The following is a 21,697-nucleotide window of genomic DNA, read 5'->3' as shown; positions in this document are numbered from 1 at the left end:
CCGATGCGACACGTTCGGCGGGCAAAAGGGGGACGGTTCGGGCGCGTGCTGCCGGACGGACGGAGTCAGGCCCCCGGTTCTCCCTTCCCTTCACCCTCGCTCCCCTCCCCGCTCTCGTCCTCGCGCCCGTACCCCTCGATGCTCGCGTGGACCTGTTCGACCCACTCGTCGAGGGCGGCGTGGAGCATCTCCTTGGCTTCCGGCAGCGGCGTCCCGGTGTACTGGTAGACGTAGCCGCCGGGGTCGAGCAGCCGTCGCTCGCGGTCCGCGAGACCCTTCTCCATCAGCGTCGTCAACGAGCGGTTGACGTTGCTCCGGTCGCGCTCCAAGATGTCCGCGAGTTCGGCGACGGTGCTGCCGGGGTTGTCGAGGAGGGTGAGGTAGGTCCGACTCTCGTGGCCCTGGATGCCGAAGACGCACGCGAGCACGTGCTGGAAACTCGGGTCGTCCGTCTCGATGAGGTCCCCCATGTTTGGCGCGTCGCTCATGTCCGCCCATTGGCCGCCCGGCCGATTAAAACGACCTGCAACCTGCAACCGGTAGCCGTCGCGGGCGCCGCTCCGTCGGCCCCGTCGTTCCCGCCGACTCCGCTCACTTCGCCTCGCCTCGCTCCGCCTCAGTCGCTCCGCGCGTAGCCCATCTTCACGATGCAGTCGCGCATCCCCTCCTCGTCGGCGTGTTTGTGCAGCGTCGTCGGCGTGTCGCAGTAGTAGGTCGTGCCGTCGTGGCGGAGCGACACCTCGTGGACGCCGCCGAGCATCTCCGCCTCGACGACGACGCGGCGGCCCTCCCGGACCGCGTCGATGATCTCTTCGACCGTCAACTCGCCGGACTTCGCGCGGAGCGGTTCGGGCATCGCCCGTACCGACGGACCTCTCGCTAATGAGGGTACCGTCGGCGGAACCCGGCGTCGGCGGGTCGCGTCGCCGATCAGTTCGTGCCGGGGTTCGACTCCGGCTTCGATTCCGGCGGTTCGACGCCCTCGGCCGCCTCCGCGTTCGTCGTCTCCTTCTCGACGTCGACGTGCCAGCGGTCGACGGTGTCGTCGTACTCGCCGAGACGAGTGCTGACGGCGGATTTCAGGTCGTCGTCGTTGATGTTCACCTCGAAGATGAACGTCACCTCCTCCTCGCCGCGGTGAGATTTCTGGATGTTGGCGCTGATGAGTTCGTTGTCGAAGTAGTACGGCGCGAGTTGGGTCATCACCTTCCGGTAGACGGTGTCTTCGACCTTCCGGAGCGCCCGCCGGCCGGCGGAGTCGGCGGCGCGGGCGACGTAGCCGATTGACTCGCTCCAGCGCTCGACGGCGCCGTCGTTGTCTCCCTCGTCCACCTTCTGGTAGGACTCCGAGAGCTTCTCGCCCGCGGTCTGGAGGTCCTCGTTGGGCTCTTTGCCCGCCTTCTCCCCTTCACCCTCGCCGACGCTGGCCTGCGCCGCCGTCTTCTCGTTTACGTCCTCGTTCAGTCGCTCGTGCGCCTTGGGACGCCACTCGTCCCACTGCTCGAACGCGTCGCTCTCGACGCCGGCGTCCCGGAGGGCGCGGGTGATGCGCTCGCCGTGTTCGACGACGTCGCCCCACGACCCCCGAATTTTGAAGCCGGAAACGCTCTCTTCCATCTGGTTGAGGGGTGATAAGTTCGGAGCCGTATAAAACTCTACTTGCGGCTTGCATCCGGTCAGACAGTCACACGCAGTGGCGTCTCGGCCGACGACGGCCGGAGCGCCGCGCTAGCGCGGGCCGTAGACGAACCGCGAGGCGGCGGCGTCGAGGCGGGAGACGAGGTTCGAGAGCCACGCCGCGGGCGAGGTGGCCCGTAGTTCCCGGTCGGAGAGTTCGATGCGGTCGCCGCCGAACGCCGAGGCGCGCGCCCCGTCGCCGTCGGCGTCACCGCCGCCGTCCCCCGCCCCGCCGCTCTCCCCGACGGCGTCGACGACGGTGGACATCGCGCACCGGCCGCAGGATTCGGTTCGTTTCTCCGACATCGTCGTTCACCTCGCACCAAGGACCATCACGATTAAAGCGTTGTGACCGCGGCGGACCCGAGCCGCTTTTCAGAACGTGCGGAGTGTGAACGCGTATGGGATACCGCGTCGTGGACTGCGAGGACGTAGCGCCGAGCGACGACAGGGACTGCGAGATGCGCCGCCTGTCGGAGCCCGCCGGGTTGGACAACGTCGCGCTCAACCGCTTCCGGGCGGAGCCGGGTCAGGAGATTCCGCTGGCATACCACTACCACGAGGAGCAGGAGGAGGCGTTCTACGTCCTCTCGGGGACGCTGTCGGTCGAGACGCCCGAAAAGACGTACGAGGTGGGCGAGAACTGCCTGTTCGCCGTCGACCCGAGGAGCCCGCAGCGAGCGTACAACCCCGCGGACGCCGACGCCGCGGTGAGCGTCCTCGCCCTCGGCGCGCCGCCCGTCTCTGGGGACGCCGTGCCGTACGACCCGGAGGACGAGGAGGAATGAGCGAGGCGGCCGACGACGGGGACGGGGGGGACGACTCGTTCGACCCGAAGGCCGCCGCCGAGGAGGCGGGCGTCGACCTCTCGGCGGTGCCCGACTGGGAGGACGAGTACCTCGACAGGGTGTCGGACCGCTTGATGTTCAACTACGACTTGGAGAAAGACCGTAGCGTCCGCGGCGAACGGTTCGACCTCTTCGGGGAGATGCGCATCGAGTCCGAGAAGCGCTTCTTCCACCCCGCGCTGAACTACGCGAACCACGAGACGCGCGAGTTCCTGTTCGCCCGTCGCGTCCCCACCGCGACGCGGGCGGAGTTGGAACGGCTGGTCGACCTCGGGCACGAACTGGCCGAGGAGTGGGTCGAGGCCGACGAGGAGCACTTCGGCACCGACTTCACGTTCGTCCTCGTCGCCGACGCGGTGCCCGAGGACGTCCGGGCGTTCGTCGCCGAGTTCTCCGACCGGACGCTCCTGAAGTTCGGCTACTACGGCCACTACGAGGTGAACCTCGCCGTCGTCGCCCCCGAAGCGGAAGACGCCGTCGCCAGCGAAGGCGCCGACGCGGCGCGGGCGTTCACCCTCTGGGACGACGTGGACCCGACCGCCGGGTCGGGACGGGGCGTCGTCGGCCGCCTGCTGGACCGTCTGCGCCGCTGAACGGGTGAGAGAACGGAGGAGAGGAAAAGAGAGAAGCGGAGAGGCCGAGGGCGGCGGTTCGCGCGCGGTTCAGTCGTCGCCCGGCGAGTAGCCGCCCTCCTCGGGGAGTTCGCGGACGCGGTTGATATTTCGGTAGCCCATTACCACCAAGGAGAGCGCGAGGTAGATGAGCACGAACGCGATGGCGATTTGGACCACCGCCGACAGCATGGCGAAGGCGGTCGCCTCGGCCATCCACGCGTCGTTGAGGAACTTCGCGTAGACGTTGTCGTGCAGCGCCAGCCACAGGAGACCGATGACCGTGATGAACGTCATCACCGCCATCGGCGCGCCGGTGCTGATGAGCTGTTTGGACTCGCTCCAGTTGGCCAGCCAGACCGTCGCGGTGAGCAGCGCCAAGGCGGCGAGCAGTTGGTTCGCGCCGCCGAACAGTTGCCACAGCGTCAGCCACGAGCCGCTGGTGATGAGGATGTACGCCGGGAGCGCCTGTACGACCGCGTTACCGTAGCGGTCCGACGCGAACGACTGGAACGAGGACTCGGGCGTCCCGATTATCTCCTCCATCATGTACCGGCCCAGGCGGACGGCCGTGTCCGTCGAGGTGAGGAGGAAACTGACGAGCACGAGCGCCATGAACGGCCCGCCGAACGAAGCGGGGATGCCGAAACTCGTCAGGATGATGCCGCCGCCCGTCGCGAACGTCGGCAGGGCGAGACCGATGCCGCCGCCGACTTCGGGGGCGACGATGGCGACGGTGATGAGCGCCACGGTGGCGAGGAGACCCTCGCCGAGCATCCCGCCGTAACCGATGACGCGCGCGTCCGACTCCTGATTCAGCTGTTTCGAGGTGGTTCCCGAGGAGACCAGCGAGTGGAACCCGCTGATGGTCCCGCAGGCGATGGTGATAAACAGGAGAGGGAACAGCGGCGCGCCGGAGCGACCGATGAATCCGTAGTACGGTTCGAGGTTGGTCGTCAGCGGTTGGCTCGGCGTCACGGCCGCGATGCCGAACGTCGCGCCGACGGTGCCGACGATGACGGCGAGGAGCGCCCCGCCGACGCCCGTGTACAGCAGGAACGACGAGAGGTAGTCGCGCGGTTGCAGGAGCACCCAGACCGGAAGGGCGCTCGCGAGCGCCCCGTACAGGAGGATGACGGGCACCCAGGCCGCGGTGTTGGTGCCGAGCGAGGACGCCCCCGGAATCCACGACCCGCCGCTCGCGAACAGCACGATGGTGTCGGCGGGCGCCCGCGAGGCCGGTTCGAAGAGCGCCAGCGGGTACAGCGTGCCCAGATAGACGCCGACGAACATCGCGACGACGAAGGCGACGGTGCCCGGGATGAACGGGAGGTTCAGTTGGTAGAGGTAGACGCCGAAGACGACGGCGAGTCCGATGTATATCAGACTGGCCGTCGCCGCTTCGGGGTAGGCGTTGAACACGATGGCGACCACGAGGGCGAACACCGCCACGACGAGGACGATCGTGAGGAAGGCGAACCACAACAGCATGTTCTTGCCCCGTTCGCCGACGTACTCGCCGATGATGTAGCCGATGGACTTCCCCTCGTGTCGGAGGCTGGCCGACAGCGAGACGAAGTCGTGGACGCTGCCCATCAGCGGGTTGCCGATGGCGATCCACACCAAGGCGGGGACCCACCCCCAGACGACGCCGGCCGTGATGGGGCCGACGATGGGCGCCCCGCCCGCGATGCTCGAATAGTGATGCCCGAGTAAGACCGGCTTCTTCGCCGGGACGTACTCCTGCCCGTCCTCGTACTTGTGAGCCGGCGTCGCACGGCTATCGTCGAGTTCGACGAACCGGGCGAGGTATCTCGAGTAGCCGAGATAGCCCGCCGTGAAGAGTGCGAGTACCGCCGCCACCAGCCAGATAACTTGTACCATGGTATGCCTCGTTAGCTCCACATGAAAAACAGCGATTTAACGATAACGATTATTATCCTCTGAATTCCCGAATAAGCTTGTCGTAACCCCAAAATCCGCGATGAACGGATACCGCGGTTCCGACTCCGGGTCGCGTCGCGAACCAGTGTCCCGTGCGCAATTCTACCGCCCCGACGGTCGTTCGGAGGGCCCCCTCGGCGTCGCGTCTCTTCGGGGCGCCCGCTACGCGGGTCGTTCGGCGGTCGCGTCGATGTCCAACTCCGCGGCCACCTCTTCGAGGAAGTCGCCTTTCACCTCGGAGACGCGGGTGGCTATCTCGGCGACGACCGGGTAGTCGAACGACTCGCGGAGTTCGCGGAGGCGGGCGCGTTCGGTTTCGACCCTGTTTCGGAGGAAGCGCGCGCCGCGGCCCTCCTCGTGCGGTTCGGGTTCCGGCGTGAGGCGGTTGACCGCGAGGCCGCCGACGGTCAGCCCGTAGGATTCGAGGTCGTCGGCCGCCCGGCGGGTCTCCCGCAGGGAGAGTTCGTCGGGGTTGACGACGAGGAAGAACGTCGAGGACCCCCTGAGCGTCTCGCCGGCGAACTCGAAGCGCTCCTTCCTGCCCCGCAGGCGGGCGAGGATGGGGTCGCCGTCCATCACGCGCCGGGGTTCGTTGTTGCCGATGGCCGCCTTCTCGTAGAGGTCGATGGACTTCTCGCGCTTGTGGGCGAGTCGGTCTATCCACCCCTCCAAGAGGTCGGGCAGGGAGAGCAGTCTGAGCGTCCCGCCGGTCGGCGAGGTGTCGAAGACGACGCGGTCGAACGCCTCGGAGGATTTCATCACCTCGATGAAGCGGTCCATCAGCGCCGACTCGTACGCGCCGGGCGTCTGGTGGGCCATCTCGATTTGCCTATCGATTTCGTTGACCATCGCCGGACTCACCTGGTTGTTCAGCGCCCGCTTGGTCTCCATCAGATGCCGTTCCACCTCGCTGTCGGGGTCCACCTCCATCGCAGAGAGGTTCTCCACGCCCTCCACTTCTCGGGGGTCGTTTCCGAACTCTTGGTCGAACACGTCGGAGGTGCTGTGCGCCGGGTCGGTGGAGACGACGAGCGTTTCGAGGCCGGCGCGGGCGCACTTCAGCGCGTAGGCCGAGGAGAGGGTGGTCTTGCCGACGCCGCCCTTGCCGCCGAAGAAGACGAACTTGCGCATCGTCAGAAGTGGTACTGGTGGCCCTTCCGTTCGAGCAGCGACCCGCGGTCCCACATCCGCCGCTCCCACGCCTCGAACTCGTCTTCGAGGTACGGCAGGAGTTCGGCGGTGTAGTAGGAGACGGGACTCGGGATGCCGAACGCCTCGGGGAAGCACGCCAGCATGAACGCGTCCTCCTGGTCTTCGGCCTCCTGCTCTATCTTCTCGTACGCCGGGTGCGAGATGAGTCCGTGGTAGAAGCCGCGAAGCCACTCTTCGAGGGCCGCGCGATAGTCGCCGATGCGGTCCGCGAGCGTCATGCGTTCACGTACCTCCTCTCGCGTGCAAAAGGATGTCGTTCACGGCCCTCGGTCCGTGTCCGGGTCCGGGTCCGAGTCGGTGACCGCTCGGCGCCCCGAACCGGACCGCCGAGCGTCGACTACGCTACCGAGCGTCGGCCGCGGCGGTGCCGGCCGTCTCGGACTCGTGCGTCCAGAGGTACCGTCCGAGGACGACCCACGCGAGGCCGTAGAACAGCATGGGACCGCCCCACGGATCCGCGGCCTCGCCCATCACGTACGTCGTGAATCCGAGCGCGAGGGGGACGCCCACCGGGAGCGCGGCGACGAGAAGCCAGCCGACCGTGCGGGGTATCGCCGTCGTGTCCGCGCGCAGTATCGCGACGCCGAACGCCAGCGCGCCGAGCATCGCGACCAGCAGGCCGAGCAGGAACGCGAGGAACGCCGTCTCGGAGACGGGGGGCATCGTGAGCGTCGTGACGACCAGTCCGACCGTCGCGACGACCCACCCGAGGCTCAGGAGCCAGAAGGTGACCGTCGCGAGTCGGCCGAACCAGCCGCGTTCGTGGGCGTAGAGCGCCGGAAGCGCGAGCGCGAGCAGGACCATCGCGACCGCTCCGAGCGGGTCGACGAACGCGAATTCGAGTTCGTTGAGGACGCTGAACAGCGCGAGGCTCGTCAATACCATGAGCGCGCCGCCGACGATACCGCTGAGTACGCTGAGCCGCGTCCACGACGCCGCGGTCGACCGTTCTATCCCTTGTCGTTCGTACTGAGTCATTGCGATCACGAGATCTCGGGGGAGCGACCATCGCGGTCGCTCCCGGCGGAGATTCGGGGTATAGTTCGCCCGCTGGGAGAATAATCGTTCCGCCGACACGATAGGCGGAACTTCCCGTCGGGCGGTCAGTCCGCGACTCGCCGGTAGCCGTCACGGAGCAGTTCGCCGGCGCCGACGAGGAAAAAGACGCTCGCGCCGACGACGACGCCGAGGTGGACGCCCGGCAGCACCGGAAGTCCGGTGTACCGCCCGGCGAGCAGCAACACGACGGCGAGGAGCCACAGGGCGTACAGTCCGACGGCGATTCGTTTGGAGGGACTCGTCACACTCGAACATGTCGCCGTGCATTCATTGTCTTTCGGGGACCGACCGCCTCACTGACTCGACCGCAGGTTGAAATAGCGAGCCGAACCACTCACCGGTATGAGTTTAGGCGGGTCGGACGCGACACCGGTCACCATCCTCACCGGGAGCCTCGGCGCCGGCAAGACGACGCTTCTGAACCACCTCCTGCGGAACGCGGGCGACCGGAGCGTCGCCGTCCTCGTCAACGACATGGGCGAGTTGAACGTCGACGCCGAACTCGTCAGCGAGGAGTCGGACCTCTCCGTCGCCGACGGCACGGTCGCGGAGTTGTCGAACGGCTGTATCTGCTGTGAACTCCGCGACGACCTCGAAACCGCCGTCGTCCGCCTCGCCCGCGAGCGCTCGTTCGACCACCTCGTCGTCGAGCCCTCGGGAATCAGCGAACCCGCGCCCGTCGCGCGCCTGTTCACGGGCGGGTCGCCCGCGGCCGCCCGCTACGACGTGGACGCCGTCGTCGCCGTCGTCGACGCCCGGCAGTTCGCGGACACGTTCGGCTCCGACGGGGAGCCGACTCGGGCCGTCGCCGAGGACGGCGACGGCGAGCGCAGACCGCTCTCGGACCTCCTGGTCGAACAGGTCGAGTTCGCGGACCTCGTCGTCCTGAACAAATGTGACCTGGTGAGCGACGCCGAACGCGAACGGGTCGAGTCGGTCGTTCGCGCCCTGCGCCCGGACGCCGACATCGTCGCCGCCGAGTACGCCGCGGTGCCGGTAGACCGCCTGTTGGACACCGACCTGTTCGACCCGGGGACGGCGGCCGAACGCGCGGGGTGGCGGCGGGCGCTAGACGCGGACGAGAGCGGTGACCGAGACGGCGGCGTCGGACACGACCACGACGGCCACTCCGACCACGAGCACGAGCACGCCCACCCCGAGGAGGCGTACGGCGTCGACTCGTTCGTCTACCGCCGCCGCCGGCCGTTCCACCCCGCGCGCGTCGCCGCCCTCCTCGCGGACCTCCCCGGCAGCGTCCTCCGCGCGAAGGGGTCGATGTGGGTCGCCGGGCGGGAGGACGCCCACCTCACCTACAGTCGGGCCGGTCCCTCCGCCTACGCCGAGGTCACGGGCCGGTGGGTGGCGAGCCTCCCCGAGTTCGAGCAGGACGCGTATCGACGCAACCGCTCGGACCTCGGGTTCGAGTGGGACGAAGAGTGGGGCGACCGGCGCACCGGACTGGTGTTCATCGGCCGCGGGATGGACGAGGAGGCGCTGGTCGCCGCGCTGAACGACTGCCTGCTCACCGACGAGGAGATGGGCGAGTCGTGGGAGACGTTCGAGAACCCCTTCCCCGAGGAACCGGGCGGGCGGGCGACGCTTTCGGAACCGACGCCGGAGGAGTAGCCCTCACTCCCCCGTCGCGTCCGCGGCGAGAGCGTCGAGGGCGCGTTCGAGTTCGCCGCGGCGCTTCCACGCCGCGAGGCGGTCGGTCAGCGAGGAAAAGGGGAGGCCGAGCGCGACCGACGAACGGGCGGTGACGGAGACGCCGCCGTCGGCCGGGTCCACCGTCACCGTCGTCTCCATCGCCTCGAACGGGCCGGCCTCGCCGTCCTGTTCGTAGCGGAGGCCGTCCTCCGCGGACGCGAAGCGGAGGGCGAACTCGACGCCCCGCGCGCCGACGGTCACCACCGTCTCCGCGCCCTCCTCGCGGACCCCTCGCACGTCGAAACTCCCCTCGTACCGCACCATCGCCTCCGGCGCGAGTCGCCGCAGCACCGTCGGCTTCGACCGCGGGACGAATCGGGAGACCGTGACCTGACGCATACGCTAGCTGGTGGGAACGGCCGCGTATAACTGCCGACTCGGGCCGACGGCGGCCCGCTAGCGAACGCTGTCGAGCGACCGGGCGACAGAGCGGTCGACGGTGATCCACTCCGTCGCCAGCGTTCGCTCGCCGGGCGAGAAGATAGTCAGTTCGGAGGGGTCCGCGCGGTCGTCGTACAACCACTCCAACTCGACGTCGGGCGCGTCGTCGGCGTCATCGGGTACCGGCGTCCGTTTCTCCGAGTTCATCGATTACGCGGTCGCCTCGGCCTTCAAGCAGTTCGCACAGCGGATCTTCCCGCCGCGCGCCTTCCGCGTCGAGACGTACTCGCCGCAGTCGAAGCACCGTACTCGACTGCGCGCGTACTCGGTGTGCGATGCGACGGGCGTGCGTCCACTGCGGTCGGTCATACTCGGGTACATGCGGGCATCGTACAAAAGACCTTTGGAAGAATGGGTTGTTATATCTCCATTTGGTTCCTACATGCGCATCAATTTTGAGCCAATCGTCAAATTCGGGATATTCGTCGCGGCTCGGTGGACGATCAATCAGATACTTCGCGTGAGGTGTCGGACGGCACTATAAGTGTGCGAAGGGGAACTGTTCGGTATGGAAACGGACGCCACCTCGCGCGGCGACCCGCGCGTGCTGTTCGTCATGAACCTCGTCCTCTCGTCGGTGTTCGCGGCGGTGGTCGTGTGGGGACTGGACTTCCTCGGGCTGCTCGAGTTGACGTTCGTGAACGTCGCGTCGTTGGCGCTCGTCGTGATGGCCGTGACGTACCTCGTGACGCGGTGACGCGGCGAGGACACGAATCGTCACGCGCACTGTCTCGCGTGAACCACCCGCACGAGCGCGTCTGCGGGGGATTCATCGGAATTTATGTCGCTGGGCGGTCCGCGTTTCGAACAACATGCCCATCGAAGACCGAGACGACGCGTACCTCATCACGCACGCGCTGGCGAAGGACACGCTGCTGCGACTCCGCGACGTGGAGACGGAGCAGGTGGCGTTCCGCAAGGGCCTCGTGAAACTCGGGCGCATCTGCGGCTACGAAGTCATAGACGGCGTGATGGAGACGGAGTACGTGACGGTGCAGACGCCGCTGACGGAGACGACGGGCGAGCGAGTGAAAGGGCTCGACGACGTCGTCATCATCAACGTGCTCCGCGCGGCGACGCCGTTCGTGGAGGGGCTGCTGAAGGCGTTCCCGCGGGCCAAGCAGGGCGTCATCAGCGCCGGCCGCGACGAGGACGCCGGGATGGACGAGGAGGGGGAGTTCCCCATCACCGTCGACTACGTGAAACTGCCCGAGATAACCGAGAAGGACACCGTCATCGTGGCCGACCCGATGCTGGCGACGGGCAGCACGATGTGCGCCGTCCTCGACCACGTCCTGGAGAGCACCGAGGCCGACCCCGCCGACCTGTTCGTGCTCTCGGCGGTGTCCGCGCCGGACGGCCTCCTGCGCGTCGGCGACCAGTTCCCCGAGGCGGACCTCCTGACCGTCTCCATCGACGACCACCTCGACGACGACGGCTACATCGTCCCCGGCCTCGGCGACGCCGGCGACCGGGCGTTCCGCACGAAGTAACTCCCTTTCTCTCCCTCTCCGCTTGCCGCGACCCCGCCCCGGCCTGTCTCGGCTCAGTCGTCGGCGGGGGCGCGAACGCCGGCGGACGGCGCGTCCGAGGGCTCCTGACGCGCCCGCGCGACCGACTCCCAGCGCTCGGTCGACCCGCGGAGGAGGCCGACGAGCGTCCGGAACACCACGAAGTCGAGGAACTGCCGGTAGCCGACGACGTGGAGCGGGACGTACGCGAGCAGTCGCCAGTCGCTCCCGGACACGTCGAGCGCCGTCGCCGCGACGAGCGAGAGGACGACGACGAAGTAGCCGGTGGCGAGGGCGACGGCGGGGAGGGTGCCGTGGAGCGCCGCGCCGACGAGCGTCGCCGTGACCAGCGCCCCCGCCAACGGGACGAGAAGCAGCGAGCACGCCCACAGGGGGAACGTGAACCGATGCAGCGAACCGTACGCCGGCGTCCAGAGCACGTCGCGGTGCTTGCAGAGCGTCTGGACGTTCCCGCGGGTCCAGCGGAGTCGCTGGTGGAGGAGGTCCGAGACGGAGAACGGCGCCTCGGTGTAGACGACGCCCTCGGACAGTTCCACCCGCCAGCCGGCCTTCAGGAGCGAGAGCGTCAGGTCGAAGTCCTCGGTCACGGTGTCGGGGTCGTAGCCGCCGACGCCGACCAGCGCCTCGCGGCGGAACACGCCGAGACAGCCGGGGACGACCATCACCGACCCGAGGTGGGAGAACGCGCGCCTGAGCGTGTTGATGCCGAGGACGTACTCCAGCGCCTGCACGCCGCCGACGACGCCCTCGGGGTTGTCGATGACGACGGTGCCGGCGACGGCGCCCAGTTCCGGGTTCGCGTCGAGTTTCGCCGCCGCCGTCCGGAGCGCCCCGGCGTCGAGGACGCTGTCGGCGTCGACGGTGACGACGAACTCGCCGCGGCTACACGAGAGCGCGAAGTTCAGCGCGGCGTGCTTGCCGCCGTTCGCGCGGTGGTACACCGACACCCGGTCGTCGTCGCGGTAGGCGGCCGCCTCCGCGTACGTGCCGTCGGTGCTCCCGTCGTCGACGACGAGTACCTCCATCCGGTCTGTGGGGTAGTCGGAGGCGAGTATCGACTCGACGCAGGCGCCGACGTAGTCGGACTCGTTGTACGCGGGGACGAGCACGCTCACGAACGGCGCGTCGCCGCCGAACGTCTCGTCCAGTTCGGGGCGGCCGCGGACCTGCGCGAGCGTCAAGGGAACGACCACCGCGACGATGCAGGAGACGACGAGAAAGCCCGCGAAGACGGCCGCCTCGAACGCCGAGGGGAGGCGTCCGCCGAAGACGAACGCGCCGGTGAGACCGAGCAGCGACAGGACGGAGAGCGGCCACGTCGGGACCCGAAGCCGCGTCGACGCGGCTCGGCGGGCGTTCCCGTCGAAAGCGAGGGCGACGAGCCACGGGAGGCACAGCGACGTGAGCAGGGCGAACGCGGCGGTCTCGGCCGTGAGCCGTTCGGCGACGGTGAGCGCGCCCGAGAACGCGAGAGCGAGGAGCGCCGCGGCGGCGGCCCAGACCGGAACCGGCAGCGATGCGGCGAAGAGTCGGTCGAAGCCGCGAGGCCAGCGCTCGGCGGCGAAGAGCAGGGCCGAGAGGACGAGCGCGAATCCGAGCGGCGCGAGGACGAGACGGGCCGGAAACAGCAGCGTCCCGGCGAGGACAGCGACGAGCAAGAGCAGCAACTGCACCGGGGCGCGGCCGGTCCACCGGGCCGCCCGGTCCGGCGGCGCCGCCGCCATCAGTCGGACTCCGCCGTCCGGGGGAGGCGCGAGGCGAACGAAACCGGCGCGTCGAACCGGTGGTCGCAGGACGAGCAGTCGTACAGGAAGCCGACGCACCGCAGGTCCTCGTCCGCCGGCGCGAGCGTCGCGTCGCACTTCGGACAGACGGCGTTCGGACCGTCGGCGTCGAAGGCGGCGACGACGTCGACAAATCCGCACCGCACGTGCTCGAACGCGCCGACCCGCCGCACCCGACCCTCGCCGCAGTCCGGACAGTCCGGGTCCGCGCGGTGGCTCCGAGAAGCGGACGCGTGTGTTCCATCCAACATACTCCGATAGATGAAATTCAGAGATATTGTTATCGAGTCGGTGACCGAAAACGCGACGGGACGAAATCGGTCGTTTAACCGGTCTCGGACGGTGAAACGACCGGTTTAGCGGGGGAGAAGCCGGGGTAGCGGTGCGCTACTAATGCCGAGTCGGGACGGAAAGCGCGTATGGAACGACGGCAGTTTCTGGGGTTGGTCGGCGCGTCGGCGGGCGCCGCCGTCGGCGTCGCGGGACTGATGCGGACCGCCTCGGAGACGGGAGCGACGCGGACGGGCGGCTTCCTCGCCGGCGTCTCGGTGGAGCGACCGACCGTGGAGACGCTCGACCGCTTCGAGCGCTGGACCGGGAAGCGACACGCCGTCGTCACGCAGTACGCCGCCCTCGGGCAGTCCGACGAGGAGATAGCGTGGACGATGTCGGCGCTCGAAGCCGTCTGGGCGCGGGGACAGGTGCCGATGCTCGTGCTCGAACCGACGTTCGGAACGGAAGAAGAGACGCCGACCACCGTCTCTGCCGACGTGGCCGCCGGCGACCACGACGACCGGGTGGACGCGTGGGGCGAGGCCATCGCCGGGTGGGTCCGCCGCGGAGTCGGCCGCCCGGACCGCCGCCTCTTCGTCGAGTTCGCCCCCGAGATGAACGGCGACTGGGTGAAGTGGGGCGCGCCCGCGGGCGGGTCGACGCCCGAGGACTATATCGAGATGTTCCGCCGCGTGCGCGGCCGCGTGATGGCGACGGGACTCGGCCCGACGGACGTGCAGTGGGTGTGGGGACCGAACGCCGGCGGTCGCGGCGGTATCCCGATTCCGCGCTACTACCCCGGCGACGACGCCGTCGACTGGGCGGCCGTCAACGGCTACAACTGGTGGGAGTGGGCCGGATGGTTCGACCCCCCGGAGATATACTCGAAGGCGTTCGAGCGGGTTCGGAGCGTCACCGACGCCCCTCTCGCTATCACCGAAGTCGCCTGCTCCAGCGAAGTCGAGGGCGGCAACGACCCCGCGCGGAAGGCGGCGTGGATAGCCGACTTCTACGACTACGTCGCCGCCGAGGACGTGAAACTCGTCTCGTGGTTCGAGCACGCGAAGGAGACGGACTGGCGCGTCTTCGACGGCGTCCGCGGCACCGACGAGGCGACGGTGGACGGCGAGACGGTCCACGTATACGACGCCTACAAGCGCGTGATGGAACGGGAGTCGACGCTCGGCGCGCACCCCACCGACCCGCGACGACTAACTGATAGCGAGTTCCGCGGCGAGTTCTGAGTCCGTCCGGACTCGGGGGAGGCGTCCTACTCGTCGTCGCCCGGCAGGTCGCGAAGGAGACCGAACCAAGTCCGGTAGAGCACGGTGCCGACGCCGCGGCCGAGGCCGTAGCCGTGCCGGAACGCGTCCGGGTCCGCGGAGCGCCGTCGGAGCAGGCGCTGCCATCCGACGTTACAGAGGCCGAACAGGAGGCCGCGGCGGCGACTCGTCCGAATGCGGCCGACGTCGCGGTCGTACAGGTTCCGGTGCGCCGCCGCGGTCACCGCCCCCGCGACGAATGCGAAGGGTGAGAGCGGTTCGACGTCTTCGCCGTGCCGGCGCAGGAACCGTCGGAGCCACACCGCGTACCCGAGCGTCGCGAGTCCGACGAGGAGTTCGAGGCGGGCGGTCGTTCTTCGTTTCATTGGGTTGCCATTTAGCCCGCGTACCCATCACTGTTGCGTCGGACCCGCGGGCGCCGATGTCGTCTCCGTTCCCCGTCGACCGCCGGGGAACCCCCTCGCTTCGAATGGAACACGGCCGCAGTCATGCGGTTTTCTTTCGAACCGAACGACACGAAACGGACCACTCGACGGCACCCGTGGGAAACGTAGTCGCGGGTACCTTCCGGGCCGCCGTCGGGTCCCCTCCGCGAACCCCTTCGCTTCGGCTCGAAAACGGGCGACTGCGGTCGGACGGCGGGGCGAGAAGCGGAGCCGAAACAGCCCCCCGGACCGCGCGGTGAGCTATATACTCAACCCGGAAACGAGGTTACTTCGCGTCCTCGTCTTGGTCGTCGCTCTCGGCGGCCGAGAGGCCGTCGTCGCCGCGTTCGAGCGCTTTCGACGCGCCGTGATGCTCGGAGTAGCCGTCGAACCAGCGGACGGTGCGTTCGAGTCTGTCGACGACGTGGGCCGGTTCGCCCGACCGGGAGAGTTCGTGTCCCTCACGGGGGTATCTCACCAGACGGGTCTCGACGCCGTTCTTCTTCATGAACAGGTAGAACATCTCGCCGTTGTTGACCGGGACGCGGAAGTCGTTGTCCGCGTGCATCACCAGCGTCGGCGTCGTCACCTCGTCGGCGTAGGCGACGGGCGACTGCTCCCAGAGGAACTCGGGGTCCTCCCACGGCGTCGAATCGAAGTCGCCCTCGATGAGTTTGAACGCGTCCGTCGACCCGTAGAACGACGAGAGGTCGAACACCCCGCGCTGAGCGACGGCGCCGGCGAAGAAGTCGGTGTGGCCTACGATCCATCCGGTCATGAACCCGCCGAACGACCCGCCGGTGACGAACGCGTTCGACTCGTCGACGTCGTCGCGTTCGCAGACGAGTTCGACGCCGGCCATCACGTCCGTCATCGTCACGTCGCCCCAGTCGGACTCGATGGCCGTGGCGAACGCCTCGCCGTAGCCCGTCGACCCGCGCGGGTTCGACCAGAAGACGGCGTAACCGCGGGCGGCCAGGAGTTGGTACTCGTGCCACATCGTCCCCGAGGCGGTCCACATGGCGTGCGGGCCGCCGTGAATCTCGACGACGAGCGGATGGGACTCCTCTTCGCCGGCGTTCGGCGGCGTCAACAGCCACCCCTGCACCTCCTCGCCGTCGGACTCGAACCGTATCTCCTCGGGTTCCCCCACGTCGACGCCGGCGAGGTAGTCGGCGTTCACCTCGGTCAGACGCGTCTCCGTTCCCCCTTCGAAGGCGAACACGTCGCCGCGGTGGTCCCACTCGCTCTTGGCGTAGGCGACCACCGGGTTTTCGGGGGTGCCGCCGACGGAGACGGTCGTCGCGTGGCCCTCGCCGACGAGGAGTTCGGGGTCTTCGGCGGCGTCGCCCCTGACTCGCCGCGAGACGTAGTGACCCTCGTCGGGCGTGAGGAAGTAGACGAACTCCTCGCCCGGCCCCCACTCGAACCCCGAGAGGTCGACCGTGCGGTCGAGGTTCGCGGTCGGGGTGACAGTCTCGTCCGTCTCGGGGTCGTACACGCGAACATCGGAGCTTCGCATCGACAGTCGCTCCTCCGGCGTGTGGCCGTAGGCGACGCGGCCGTCCGAGGCCACGTCCATCACCAGCGCCCAGCACGTCGTCCGCGTCACGTCCGAGAGGTCGCCGGAGTCGAGGTCCAGCGACCGGATGTCGATGACGACGCTGTCGTCGGGTTCGACCTCCCCTTGCGGGTATTTCACGCCGAAGTACAGCGTCCCGTCGTCGCGCCACGCCGGCGAGACGTGGTCGAAGTCGCCGTCGGTGAGGCGGTCGACGCGGTCCGAATAGGAGTCCGCGTCGCCGCCCTCTCCCACGTCCGCGACGTAGACGTGCGCGACGGTTCCGTCGCGGTAGCGCTCGTGCTGTCGGTAGACGAGTCGGTCGACGACGCGCGGGTCCGGCGTCTCGCGTTCGTACTCCTCGCCGTCGAGGCCGACGTCGATGCCGTCCTCTCGTTCCGTTTCCGTCGTCGCCTGCTGGAAGGCGATTCGCTGCCCGTTCGGACTCCACTCGATGCCGGAGACGCCGCCGGGCACGTCCGTGATTCGCTCGGCCTCGCCGCCGCCGAGGGGCAGCACCCACAACTGCGGCCGGTCGTCGTCGGCGCCGCGCGTGGAGACGAACGCGAGTCGGTCGCCGTCCGGACTCCAGCGAGGTTGGGAGTCGACCCCCTCCGCGATGGTGAGTCGTCGCGGGTCCGCGCTCCCGTCCGTCGGGACGACGTAGACGGTCTGTTCGTAGGACTCCTCGTCCTTCGGTTCCTTGCGGACGAACGCGACGCGCCCCCCGTCCGGCGACACGCGTGGGTCCTCGACCTGCACGATGTCGTGGTAGTCCGTCGCGGCGACGTGAGTCATACTCCGGCTTCGACACCTCCGCTGAAAGCGTTACGCCCACCGGCGGGGACGGCCGCTGACGGGTGTTAACGTGTATCTGAGTTGAGATTAACTTCCGTATTTGCAGATAATCCGGTAATTGATAAAAATCCGTATATACGTGGCGGGGGTAGGTACGGGAATATGGCAGATAAGATGCGGCGCCGTCAGTTCATCGCAGCGACCGGCGCGGCGGGCTTGGTCGGTATCGCGGGCTGTTCGAGCGGCGGCAACGGCGGCGAAGGCGAGGACGAGACGACCACCTCCGGCGGCGAAGGCGAGTCGACGGAGATGGGAACGGACACCGAGACGGAGTCGTCGGGCGGGTCCGGCGGGTCCGGCGGTAGCGGGCGCCTCTCGTGGCACGCCGGCGGGACCGGCGGGACGTACTTCCCGCTGTCGAACGAGTTCAAGACCGTCGTCGAGGGCAACACCGACTACACGCTACAGGTGCAGTCCACCGGGGCGTCGGTGGAGAACGTCGGCAGTCTCGCCCGCGGCGAGGCCGACTTCGCGCTCATCCAGAACGACATCGCCTACTTCGCGTTCAACGGCGAGGGCATCGACGCCTTCCAGGGGAACGCCGTCGAGAGCCTCCGCGGCGTCGCGACGCTGTACCCCGAGACCATCCACATCGTCACGCTCGCCGGAACGGGTATCGAGTCCCCCTCGGACCTCTCGGGGGCGACTATCAACACCGGCGACCTCGGGTCGGGGACGCAGGTGAACGCGACGCAGATCCTCGAAGCGCTCGGCGTCTCGGATTACGAGGAACAGAACACCGGGTTCTCCACGGCGTCCGACCAGTTGAAGAACGGCGACATCGACGCGGCGTTCGTCGTCGGCGGGTGGCCCGTCGGCGCCATCGAGGAACTGGCGGCGACCGAGGACGTCGTCGTCGTCCCCGTCGAGGGCGACAACAGGCAGGCGGTCAAGGACGCCGCGCCGTTCTACGCCGACGACGAGGTGCCCTCCGGAACGTACGGCCTCGACTCCGCCGTCCCGACGGTGTCGGTGCAGGCGATGATAGCCACGACGACGCAGGTGGACGAGGCCACGGTCGAGGAGGTCACGGCGGCCATCTTCGACAACACGGACCAACTCACCATCAAGACCGACTTCATCTCGGCGGAGTCCGCTCAGGACGGGATGTCCATCGACCTCCACCCGGGCGCGCAGGCGTACTTCGGGTAAGCGGTCGGTCGTGACGCCGAGACGAACCGCGCGCTCGCTCGCCGGTCTCGCCGTCCTCGTCCTCCTCGTCGCCGGGGCGGGGGCGGCGACGCCCGACGACCGCGTGCTGACGGTCGAGGACGCCGAGACCGGCGAGACGCTTCTGACCGTTCCCGTCTCCGAGGGGACGCCCGTCGCCCTCGAATACACCCACAGCGTGGAGAAGACGCGCGTGCTGGACGGCTACGCCGTCGACGGGACGAACCTCACGATGACGCGGATGGAGTTCGAGTCCTACGGAGCGGGGCTCCCGGCGCGAGCGGACGTGACCGTCGAGAACGGGACGTTCGTCTTCGACCCCGAGGGCACGTACGAGGAACTGTACGTGAAGCCCGGTCACGTCGCGGGCCACGAACTCCGCGTCGGCGACGAGACGTACGACCTCGTCGCCCTCTCCGACGCCCGGTCGGTCCGGTTGGCGGTCGAGCGCCGGTCCGCGCTCTCGCACGCCCTCTCGCTGGCAGGTAGCAAGCTATGACATCAGACACAGACGACCCTCGGAGCGGTGACGGAGCGGGGACGGACCCCGAGACGAACGCGCGGGTCCGCGCGGTCGCCGACGGCGGCCGGGACCGCGACGGCCGAAACGACGGTCGGGACTCCGGAGACGAAGAAGCGGACGCGCTGAGCGACGAGGAGGCCGAGGAACTCCTCCAGGAGATAGAGCGGAAGCGCTCCCTCTCGGGCTACGCGGCCCTCTTCGTCTCCGTCGTCGGCATCGCCTTTTCGCTGTACCAGATGTGGCTCGCCGCGCGCGGGTTCACCTTCGAGGTGGACCTCCCCCTCGTCGGCGAGGTGGGAGTCGGACAGCTCCAACTGCTCCAAGTGAACGCCGTCCACGTCGCGTTCGCCCTCGTCCTCGCGTTCGTCCTCTTCCCCCCGACCGACGGCTCCGGGGCCGTCTCGCGGCGTCTCGGACGCGTCGTCCCCGCGGCGCGCGCGCGGTTCGGCGCCGACAGCCCGATAGCGCGGGGGGCGACGGCGGTCAGAGGCGGCGTCCGCTGGGCGGTCGTCGACGGCGAGCGGAACCGCGTGACGCCCGCGGACCTCGTCTGTATCCTCCTCTCGGTCGCCACGGCGCAGTACATGGTAACCGAGTGGGACGAGATACAGCAACTCCGCGTGCTGGGGCTGGCGGCGGGCCGGTCCGTCGCGGAGTACCTCGGCCCGTTCGGCGTCCTCGCCGAGGCGGTGAGCGCCGTCGGGATTCCGCTGGCCGACGTCTCCTACCCGTTCTTCCTCGGCGCCGTGGGCGTCCTCCTCGTGTTGGAGGCGACCCGCCGCGCCCTCGGCCTCTACCTCATGCTCATCGTCGCCTCGTTCATCGTCTACGCGCGGTACGGCTACTTTATCGCGCCGGACACGCCGGTCATCGGCGTCCTCTCCATCACCGAGGGGTCGTGGGCGAACATCGTCCAGAACCTCTGGTACAACACCGAGAACGGCGTCTTCGGCATCCCCGTCACCGTCTCGGTGCAGTTCATCTACATCTTCATCCTGTTCGGCGCGTTCCTGGAGATGTCCGGCGCCGGCCAGTGGTTCATCGACCTCGCGTACGCCGCCACCGGGACGCGCCGGGGCGGTCCGGCGAAGGCCTCGATTCTGGCGTCCGGGTTCATGGGGATGATATCCGGTTCCTCCATCGCCAACACGGTCACGACGGGGGCGTTCACCATCCCCCTGATGAAGAAGTCGGGCTACCGCCCGGAGTTCGCGGGCGCCGTGGAATCTTCGGCCTCCTCGGGCGGTCAGATTTTACCACCGGTCATGGGCGCGGCGGCGTTCCTGATGATCGAGTTCATCGGCGTCCCCTTCTCGGACATCATCATCGCCGCGACCATCCCGGCCATCGTGTTCTTCTTCGGGGTCTGGGTGATGGTCCACCTCGAAGCCGTCCGCGCGGACATCGGCGGCCTCGACCGCAGCGAGGTTGTCGACCTCGGAGCGCACCTCCGCGTCGGGTGGTTCTACCTCCTCCCCGTCGGCCTGCTGCTGTTCTACCTGCTGGTCGAGCGACTCACCGTCGCGCGGTCGGCGTGGTTCACCCTGGTCGCCATCATGGCGCTGGTCGCCTTCGTCGCGGCGTACAACCGCCGGACGCGGGTGCCGTTGGTCGGCGCTATCGCCGCACTCACGGCCGCGCAGGTCGTCTCCTACCTCCTGACCGACGTCGGCGTCCTCGCGGCCGCGACGGGCGGCGCGGAGGAGGCGATGGGCCCCGTGGAGGCCGTGTTCGCCGCGGGCGGGGACCTCGGGACTATCGTCGTCGTCGTCAGCCTCGCGTTCCTCCTCGTCCGGCCGCGCATCGACGCGCCGCTGCTCGATTTGGACGCCGCCGTCGACGAGGCCGGCGAGCGAGTCGCGCGGTCGGTCGGCCGGCCGGCGCTCGCCCGCCTGAACGCGTTCCGTTACAGCGTGTTCGTCGGCAAGTCGATGGACTCCGGCGCGCGCACCGCCACGGAAGTCGTCGTCGCCGTCGCCGCCGCGGGCATCATCCCCGGCGTCGTCAGCGCGACGGGTCTCGGCCCCAACCTGACGGCGCTCATCCGCACGACTGCGGGCGGGTCGCTCGTCCTCCTCCTGGTGTTCACCGCCGTCGCGTCCATCATCCTCGGGATGGGGATGCCGACGACGGTGACGTACATCATCCTCGTCTCGCTCCTCGGGCCGGCCATCGCGCAGTCCTCGGACATTCCGCTGCTGGCGGCGCACCTGTTCATCCTCTACTTCGGCGTCATCGCGGACATCACGCCGCCGGTGGCCGTCGCCGCCTACGCCGCCTCCGGGATAGCGAAGTCCGATCCGTTCCAAACGGGGGTGCAGGCGTTCTCGCTGTCGCTCAACAAGGCCATCGTGCCGTTCGCGTTCGCGCTCACCCCCGGCATCCTGCTCCTCCGCGGGAGCGGCGAGTCCGCCCGCGTCCTCACGACGGCCGACGTGACCGACGTGGCGTACTTCCTCCCCGAGGTGGTCATCCCCGTCGCCGGGGTGTTCCTCGGCGTCGTCGCCCTCGGCGTGACCGTCATCGGCTTCCTCTACCGCACCGTCGGCGCCGGCGAACGCGTCCTCTACGCCGTCGCGGCGCTGCTGCTCATGGCGCCGATGCTGCTTCTGAACGCCGTCACCGACGTGCTCGGACTGGTCGGCGTCCTGACGAACCTCGGCGAACCGCTCCTCCTCGACATCGGGATGCGCGCCGCCGGCGGCGTCCTGTTCGCACTGCTCGCGTTCCGGAACCGCCGCGGGGCCGACGAGAAGCCGAACCCGACGGCCGCGACGACGAGCGACTGA

Annotated in this window: 25 protein-coding genes; 9 read left to right on the top strand and 16 right to left on the bottom strand. The window is 68.7% G+C overall.

Translation table 11 applies throughout. The annotated features are described in order from the left end of the window. Window positions 1–65: 65 nt before the first annotated feature. From NDI79_RS18570 to NDI79_RS18555, 4 genes are all read right to left on the bottom strand, one after another. On the bottom strand, window positions 66–488 hold the full coding sequence (locus NDI79_RS18570; RefSeq protein WP_310930169.1) for a helix-turn-helix domain-containing protein: 423 nt from the start codon (window positions 486–488) through the stop codon (window positions 66–68). Window positions 489–616: 128 nt separating this feature from the next. Further along, window positions 617–856: a DUF8001 family protein gene (locus NDI79_RS18565; protein WP_310930167.1), complete on the bottom strand. Its 240-nt coding sequence runs from the start codon at window positions 854–856 to the stop codon at window positions 617–619. Window positions 857–930: 74 nt separating this feature from the next. Further along, window positions 931–1,617 (bottom strand): DUF5828 family protein, encoded by a 687-nt coding sequence (locus NDI79_RS18560; RefSeq protein WP_310930165.1) that lies wholly within the window; start codon window positions 1,615–1,617, stop codon window positions 931–933. Between the two features lie 111 nt (window positions 1,618–1,728). Next, window positions 1,729–1,983: a DUF8007 family protein gene (locus NDI79_RS18555; protein WP_310930164.1), complete on the bottom strand. Its 255-nt coding sequence runs from the start codon at window positions 1,981–1,983 to the stop codon at window positions 1,729–1,731. Window positions 1,984–2,078: 95 nt separating this feature from the next. Between NDI79_RS18555 and NDI79_RS18550 the strand changes: the two genes are divergently transcribed. Next, window positions 2,079–2,465 carry a cupin domain-containing protein gene (locus NDI79_RS18550; RefSeq protein WP_310930163.1) on the top strand — a complete coding sequence of 129 codons (387 nt, stop codon included), beginning with the start codon at window positions 2,079–2,081 and terminating at the stop codon, window positions 2,463–2,465. Then, a complete protein-coding gene (locus NDI79_RS18545) occupies window positions 2,462–3,118 on the top strand; it encodes a DUF8052 family protein (RefSeq protein ID WP_310930162.1) in 657 nt (218 codons plus the stop codon). Before NDI79_RS18550 ends, NDI79_RS18545 begins: the two co-directional genes overlap by 4 nt. Before the next feature lie 69 nt (window positions 3,119–3,187). Here NDI79_RS18545 and NDI79_RS18540 read toward each other — a convergent pair whose 3' ends face one another. From NDI79_RS18540 to NDI79_RS18520, 5 genes are all read right to left on the bottom strand, one after another. Next, complete coding sequence (locus NDI79_RS18540) at window positions 3,188–5,020, bottom strand: carbon starvation CstA family protein (RefSeq protein WP_310930161.1); 1,833 nt, start codon at window positions 5,018–5,020, stop codon at window positions 3,188–3,190. Between the two features lie 222 nt (window positions 5,021–5,242). After that, window positions 5,243–6,211, bottom strand: a complete 969-nt coding sequence (locus NDI79_RS18535) for an ArsA family ATPase (RefSeq protein WP_310930160.1) — start codon at window positions 6,209–6,211, stop codon at window positions 5,243–5,245. 2 nt (window positions 6,212–6,213) lie between these two features. Continuing rightward, window positions 6,214–6,510 carry a DUF7990 family protein gene (locus NDI79_RS18530; protein WP_310930159.1) on the bottom strand — a complete coding sequence of 99 codons (297 nt, stop codon included), beginning with the start codon at window positions 6,508–6,510 and terminating at the stop codon, window positions 6,214–6,216. A gap of 124 nt (window positions 6,511–6,634) precedes the next feature. Continuing rightward, window positions 6,635–7,270 carry a hypothetical protein gene (locus NDI79_RS18525; RefSeq protein ID WP_310930158.1) on the bottom strand — a complete coding sequence of 212 codons (636 nt, stop codon included), beginning with the start codon at window positions 7,268–7,270 and terminating at the stop codon, window positions 6,635–6,637. Window positions 7,271–7,395: 125 nt separating this feature from the next. Next, the gene (locus tag NDI79_RS18520; protein WP_310930157.1) at window positions 7,396–7,596 is read right to left on the bottom strand and encodes a hypothetical protein; all 201 of its coding nucleotides are present in this window, start codon (window positions 7,594–7,596) and stop codon (window positions 7,396–7,398) included. Between the two features lie 97 nt (window positions 7,597–7,693). Between NDI79_RS18520 and NDI79_RS18515 the strand changes: the two genes are divergently transcribed. After that, window positions 7,694–8,977, top strand: coding sequence for a GTP-binding protein (locus NDI79_RS18515; protein ID WP_310930155.1), 1,284 nt, complete (start codon window positions 7,694–7,696; stop codon window positions 8,975–8,977). A gap of 3 nt (window positions 8,978–8,980) precedes the next feature. On the opposite strand, the gene NDI79_RS18510 is transcribed toward NDI79_RS18515, so the two are convergent. The 3 genes from NDI79_RS18510 to NDI79_RS18500 are packed head-to-tail and all read right to left on the bottom strand — an operon-like array spanning window position 8,981 to window position 9,808. Then, complete coding sequence (locus NDI79_RS18510) at window positions 8,981–9,397, bottom strand: SRPBCC family protein (protein ID WP_310930154.1); 417 nt, start codon at window positions 9,395–9,397, stop codon at window positions 8,981–8,983. A gap of 57 nt (window positions 9,398–9,454) precedes the next feature. Continuing rightward, window positions 9,455–9,646: a hypothetical protein gene (locus NDI79_RS18505; protein ID WP_310930152.1), complete on the bottom strand. Its 192-nt coding sequence runs from the start codon at window positions 9,644–9,646 to the stop codon at window positions 9,455–9,457. Between the two features lie 3 nt (window positions 9,647–9,649). Continuing rightward, a complete protein-coding gene (locus NDI79_RS18500) occupies window positions 9,650–9,808 on the bottom strand; it encodes a hypothetical protein (protein WP_310930151.1) in 159 nt (52 codons plus the stop codon). A gap of 199 nt (window positions 9,809–10,007) precedes the next feature. Here NDI79_RS18500 and NDI79_RS18495 point away from each other — a divergent pair, with 199 nt between their 5' ends. Then, window positions 10,008–10,196, top strand: coding sequence for a DUF8107 family protein (locus NDI79_RS18495; RefSeq protein WP_310930149.1), 189 nt, complete (start codon window positions 10,008–10,010; stop codon window positions 10,194–10,196). Window positions 10,197–10,311: 115 nt separating this feature from the next. Then, complete coding sequence (upp, locus tag NDI79_RS18490) at window positions 10,312–10,992, top strand: uracil phosphoribosyltransferase (protein WP_310930148.1); 681 nt, start codon at window positions 10,312–10,314, stop codon at window positions 10,990–10,992. Window positions 10,993–11,045: 53 nt separating this feature from the next. On the opposite strand, the gene NDI79_RS18485 is transcribed toward upp, so the two are convergent. Further along, a complete protein-coding gene (locus NDI79_RS18485; RefSeq protein ID WP_310930147.1) occupies window positions 11,046–12,755 on the bottom strand; it encodes a glycosyltransferase family 2 protein in 1,710 nt (569 codons plus the stop codon). Beyond that, window positions 12,755–13,066 carry a TackOD1 domain-containing metal-binding protein gene (locus NDI79_RS18480; protein ID WP_310930145.1) on the bottom strand — a complete coding sequence of 104 codons (312 nt, stop codon included), beginning with the start codon at window positions 13,064–13,066 and terminating at the stop codon, window positions 12,755–12,757. The genes NDI79_RS18485 and NDI79_RS18480 overlap by 1 nt, the downstream gene beginning before the upstream one ends. Before the next feature lie 168 nt (window positions 13,067–13,234). Here NDI79_RS18480 and NDI79_RS18475 point away from each other — a divergent pair, with 168 nt between their 5' ends. Next, window positions 13,235–14,332, top strand: a complete 1,098-nt coding sequence (locus NDI79_RS18475; RefSeq protein WP_310930144.1) for a glycoside hydrolase family 26 protein — start codon at window positions 13,235–13,237, stop codon at window positions 14,330–14,332. A 26-nt stretch (window positions 14,333–14,358) separates the two neighbouring features. Here the strand turns inward: NDI79_RS18475 and NDI79_RS18470 are convergent, their stop codons facing one another. Then, window positions 14,359–14,736, bottom strand: coding sequence for a DUF8097 family protein (locus NDI79_RS18470; RefSeq protein ID WP_310930143.1), 378 nt, complete (start codon window positions 14,734–14,736; stop codon window positions 14,359–14,361). Between the two features lie 346 nt (window positions 14,737–15,082). Further along, complete coding sequence (locus NDI79_RS18465; RefSeq protein ID WP_310930142.1) at window positions 15,083–17,155, bottom strand: S9 family peptidase; 2,073 nt, start codon at window positions 17,153–17,155, stop codon at window positions 15,083–15,085. 162 nt (window positions 17,156–17,317) lie between these two features. Here NDI79_RS18465 and NDI79_RS18460 point away from each other — a divergent pair, with 162 nt between their 5' ends. Genes NDI79_RS18460 through NDI79_RS18450 form a run of 3 tightly spaced genes read left to right on the top strand, consistent with a single transcriptional unit; the run spans window position 17,318 to window position 21,697 of the window. Continuing rightward, a complete protein-coding gene (locus NDI79_RS18460) occupies window positions 17,318–18,367 on the top strand; it encodes a TAXI family TRAP transporter solute-binding subunit (protein WP_310930141.1) in 1,050 nt (349 codons plus the stop codon). 10 nt (window positions 18,368–18,377) lie between these two features. Next, a complete protein-coding gene (locus NDI79_RS18455; RefSeq protein ID WP_425499631.1) occupies window positions 18,378–18,884 on the top strand; it encodes a DUF1850 domain-containing protein in 507 nt (168 codons plus the stop codon). Next, window positions 18,881–21,697: a TRAP transporter permease gene (locus NDI79_RS18450; RefSeq protein WP_310930140.1), complete on the top strand. Its 2,817-nt coding sequence runs from the start codon at window positions 18,881–18,883 to the stop codon at window positions 21,695–21,697. Before NDI79_RS18455 ends, NDI79_RS18450 begins: the two co-directional genes overlap by 4 nt.

Source organism: Halogeometricum sp. S3BR5-2 (genome assembly GCF_031624635.1).
Lineage (GTDB): Archaea > Halobacteriota > Halobacteria > Halobacteriales > Haloferacaceae > Halogeometricum > Halogeometricum luteum.
Note: the sequence above shows the minus strand (reverse complement) of the source record. Positions and strands in the feature narration are given on the sequence as shown.

Coding starts and splice junctions, on each gene's coding strand:
- NDI79_RS18560 (WP_310930165.1), bottom strand. CDS start 1,617: ATGGAAGAGAGCGTTTCCGGCTTCAAAATTCGGGGGTCGTGGGGCGAC.
- NDI79_RS18550 (WP_310930163.1), top strand. CDS start 2,079: ATGGGATACCGCGTCGTGGACTGCGAGGACGTAGCGCCGAGCGACGAC.
- NDI79_RS18555 (WP_310930164.1), bottom strand. CDS start 1,983: ATGTCGGAGAAACGAACCGAATCCTGCGGCCGGTGCGCGATGTCCACC.
- NDI79_RS18460 (WP_310930141.1), top strand. CDS start 17,318: ATGGCAGATAAGATGCGGCGCCGTCAGTTCATCGCAGCGACCGGCGCG.
- NDI79_RS18540 (WP_310930161.1), bottom strand. CDS start 5,020: ATGGTACAAGTTATCTGGCTGGTGGCGGCGGTACTCGCACTCTTCACG.
- NDI79_RS18465 (WP_310930142.1), bottom strand. CDS start 17,155: ATGACTCACGTCGCCGCGACGGACTACCACGACATCGTGCAGGTCGAG.
- NDI79_RS18535 (WP_310930160.1), bottom strand. CDS start 6,211: ATGCGCAAGTTCGTCTTCTTCGGCGGCAAGGGCGGCGTCGGCAAGACC.
- NDI79_RS18495 (WP_310930149.1), top strand. CDS start 10,008: ATGGAAACGGACGCCACCTCGCGCGGCGACCCGCGCGTGCTGTTCGTC.
- NDI79_RS18515 (WP_310930155.1), top strand. CDS start 7,694: ATGAGTTTAGGCGGGTCGGACGCGACACCGGTCACCATCCTCACCGGG.
- NDI79_RS18470 (WP_310930143.1), bottom strand. CDS start 14,736: ATGAAACGAAGAACGACCGCCCGCCTCGAACTCCTCGTCGGACTCGCG.
- NDI79_RS18500 (WP_310930151.1), bottom strand. CDS start 9,808: ATGACCGACCGCAGTGGACGCACGCCCGTCGCATCGCACACCGAGTAC.
- upp (WP_310930148.1), top strand. CDS start 10,312: ATGCCCATCGAAGACCGAGACGACGCGTACCTCATCACGCACGCGCTG.
- NDI79_RS18485 (WP_310930147.1), bottom strand. CDS start 12,755: ATGGCGGCGGCGCCGCCGGACCGGGCGGCCCGGTGGACCGGCCGCGCC.
- NDI79_RS18475 (WP_310930144.1), top strand. CDS start 13,235: ATGGAACGACGGCAGTTTCTGGGGTTGGTCGGCGCGTCGGCGGGCGCC.
- NDI79_RS18480 (WP_310930145.1), bottom strand. CDS start 13,066: ATGTTGGATGGAACACACGCGTCCGCTTCTCGGAGCCACCGCGCGGAC.
- NDI79_RS18545 (WP_310930162.1), top strand. CDS start 2,462: ATGAGCGAGGCGGCCGACGACGGGGACGGGGGGGACGACTCGTTCGAC.
- NDI79_RS18570 (WP_310930169.1), bottom strand. CDS start 488: ATGAGCGACGCGCCAAACATGGGGGACCTCATCGAGACGGACGACCCG.
- NDI79_RS18565 (WP_310930167.1), bottom strand. CDS start 856: ATGCCCGAACCGCTCCGCGCGAAGTCCGGCGAGTTGACGGTCGAAGAG.
- NDI79_RS18505 (WP_310930152.1), bottom strand. CDS start 9,646: ATGAACTCGGAGAAACGGACGCCGGTACCCGATGACGCCGACGACGCG.
- NDI79_RS18510 (WP_310930154.1), bottom strand. CDS start 9,397: ATGCGTCAGGTCACGGTCTCCCGATTCGTCCCGCGGTCGAAGCCGACG.
- NDI79_RS18530 (WP_310930159.1), bottom strand. CDS start 6,510: ATGACGCTCGCGGACCGCATCGGCGACTATCGCGCGGCCCTCGAAGAG.
- NDI79_RS18450 (WP_310930140.1), top strand. CDS start 18,881: ATGACATCAGACACAGACGACCCTCGGAGCGGTGACGGAGCGGGGACG.
- NDI79_RS18525 (WP_310930158.1), bottom strand. CDS start 7,270: ATGACTCAGTACGAACGACAAGGGATAGAACGGTCGACCGCGGCGTCG.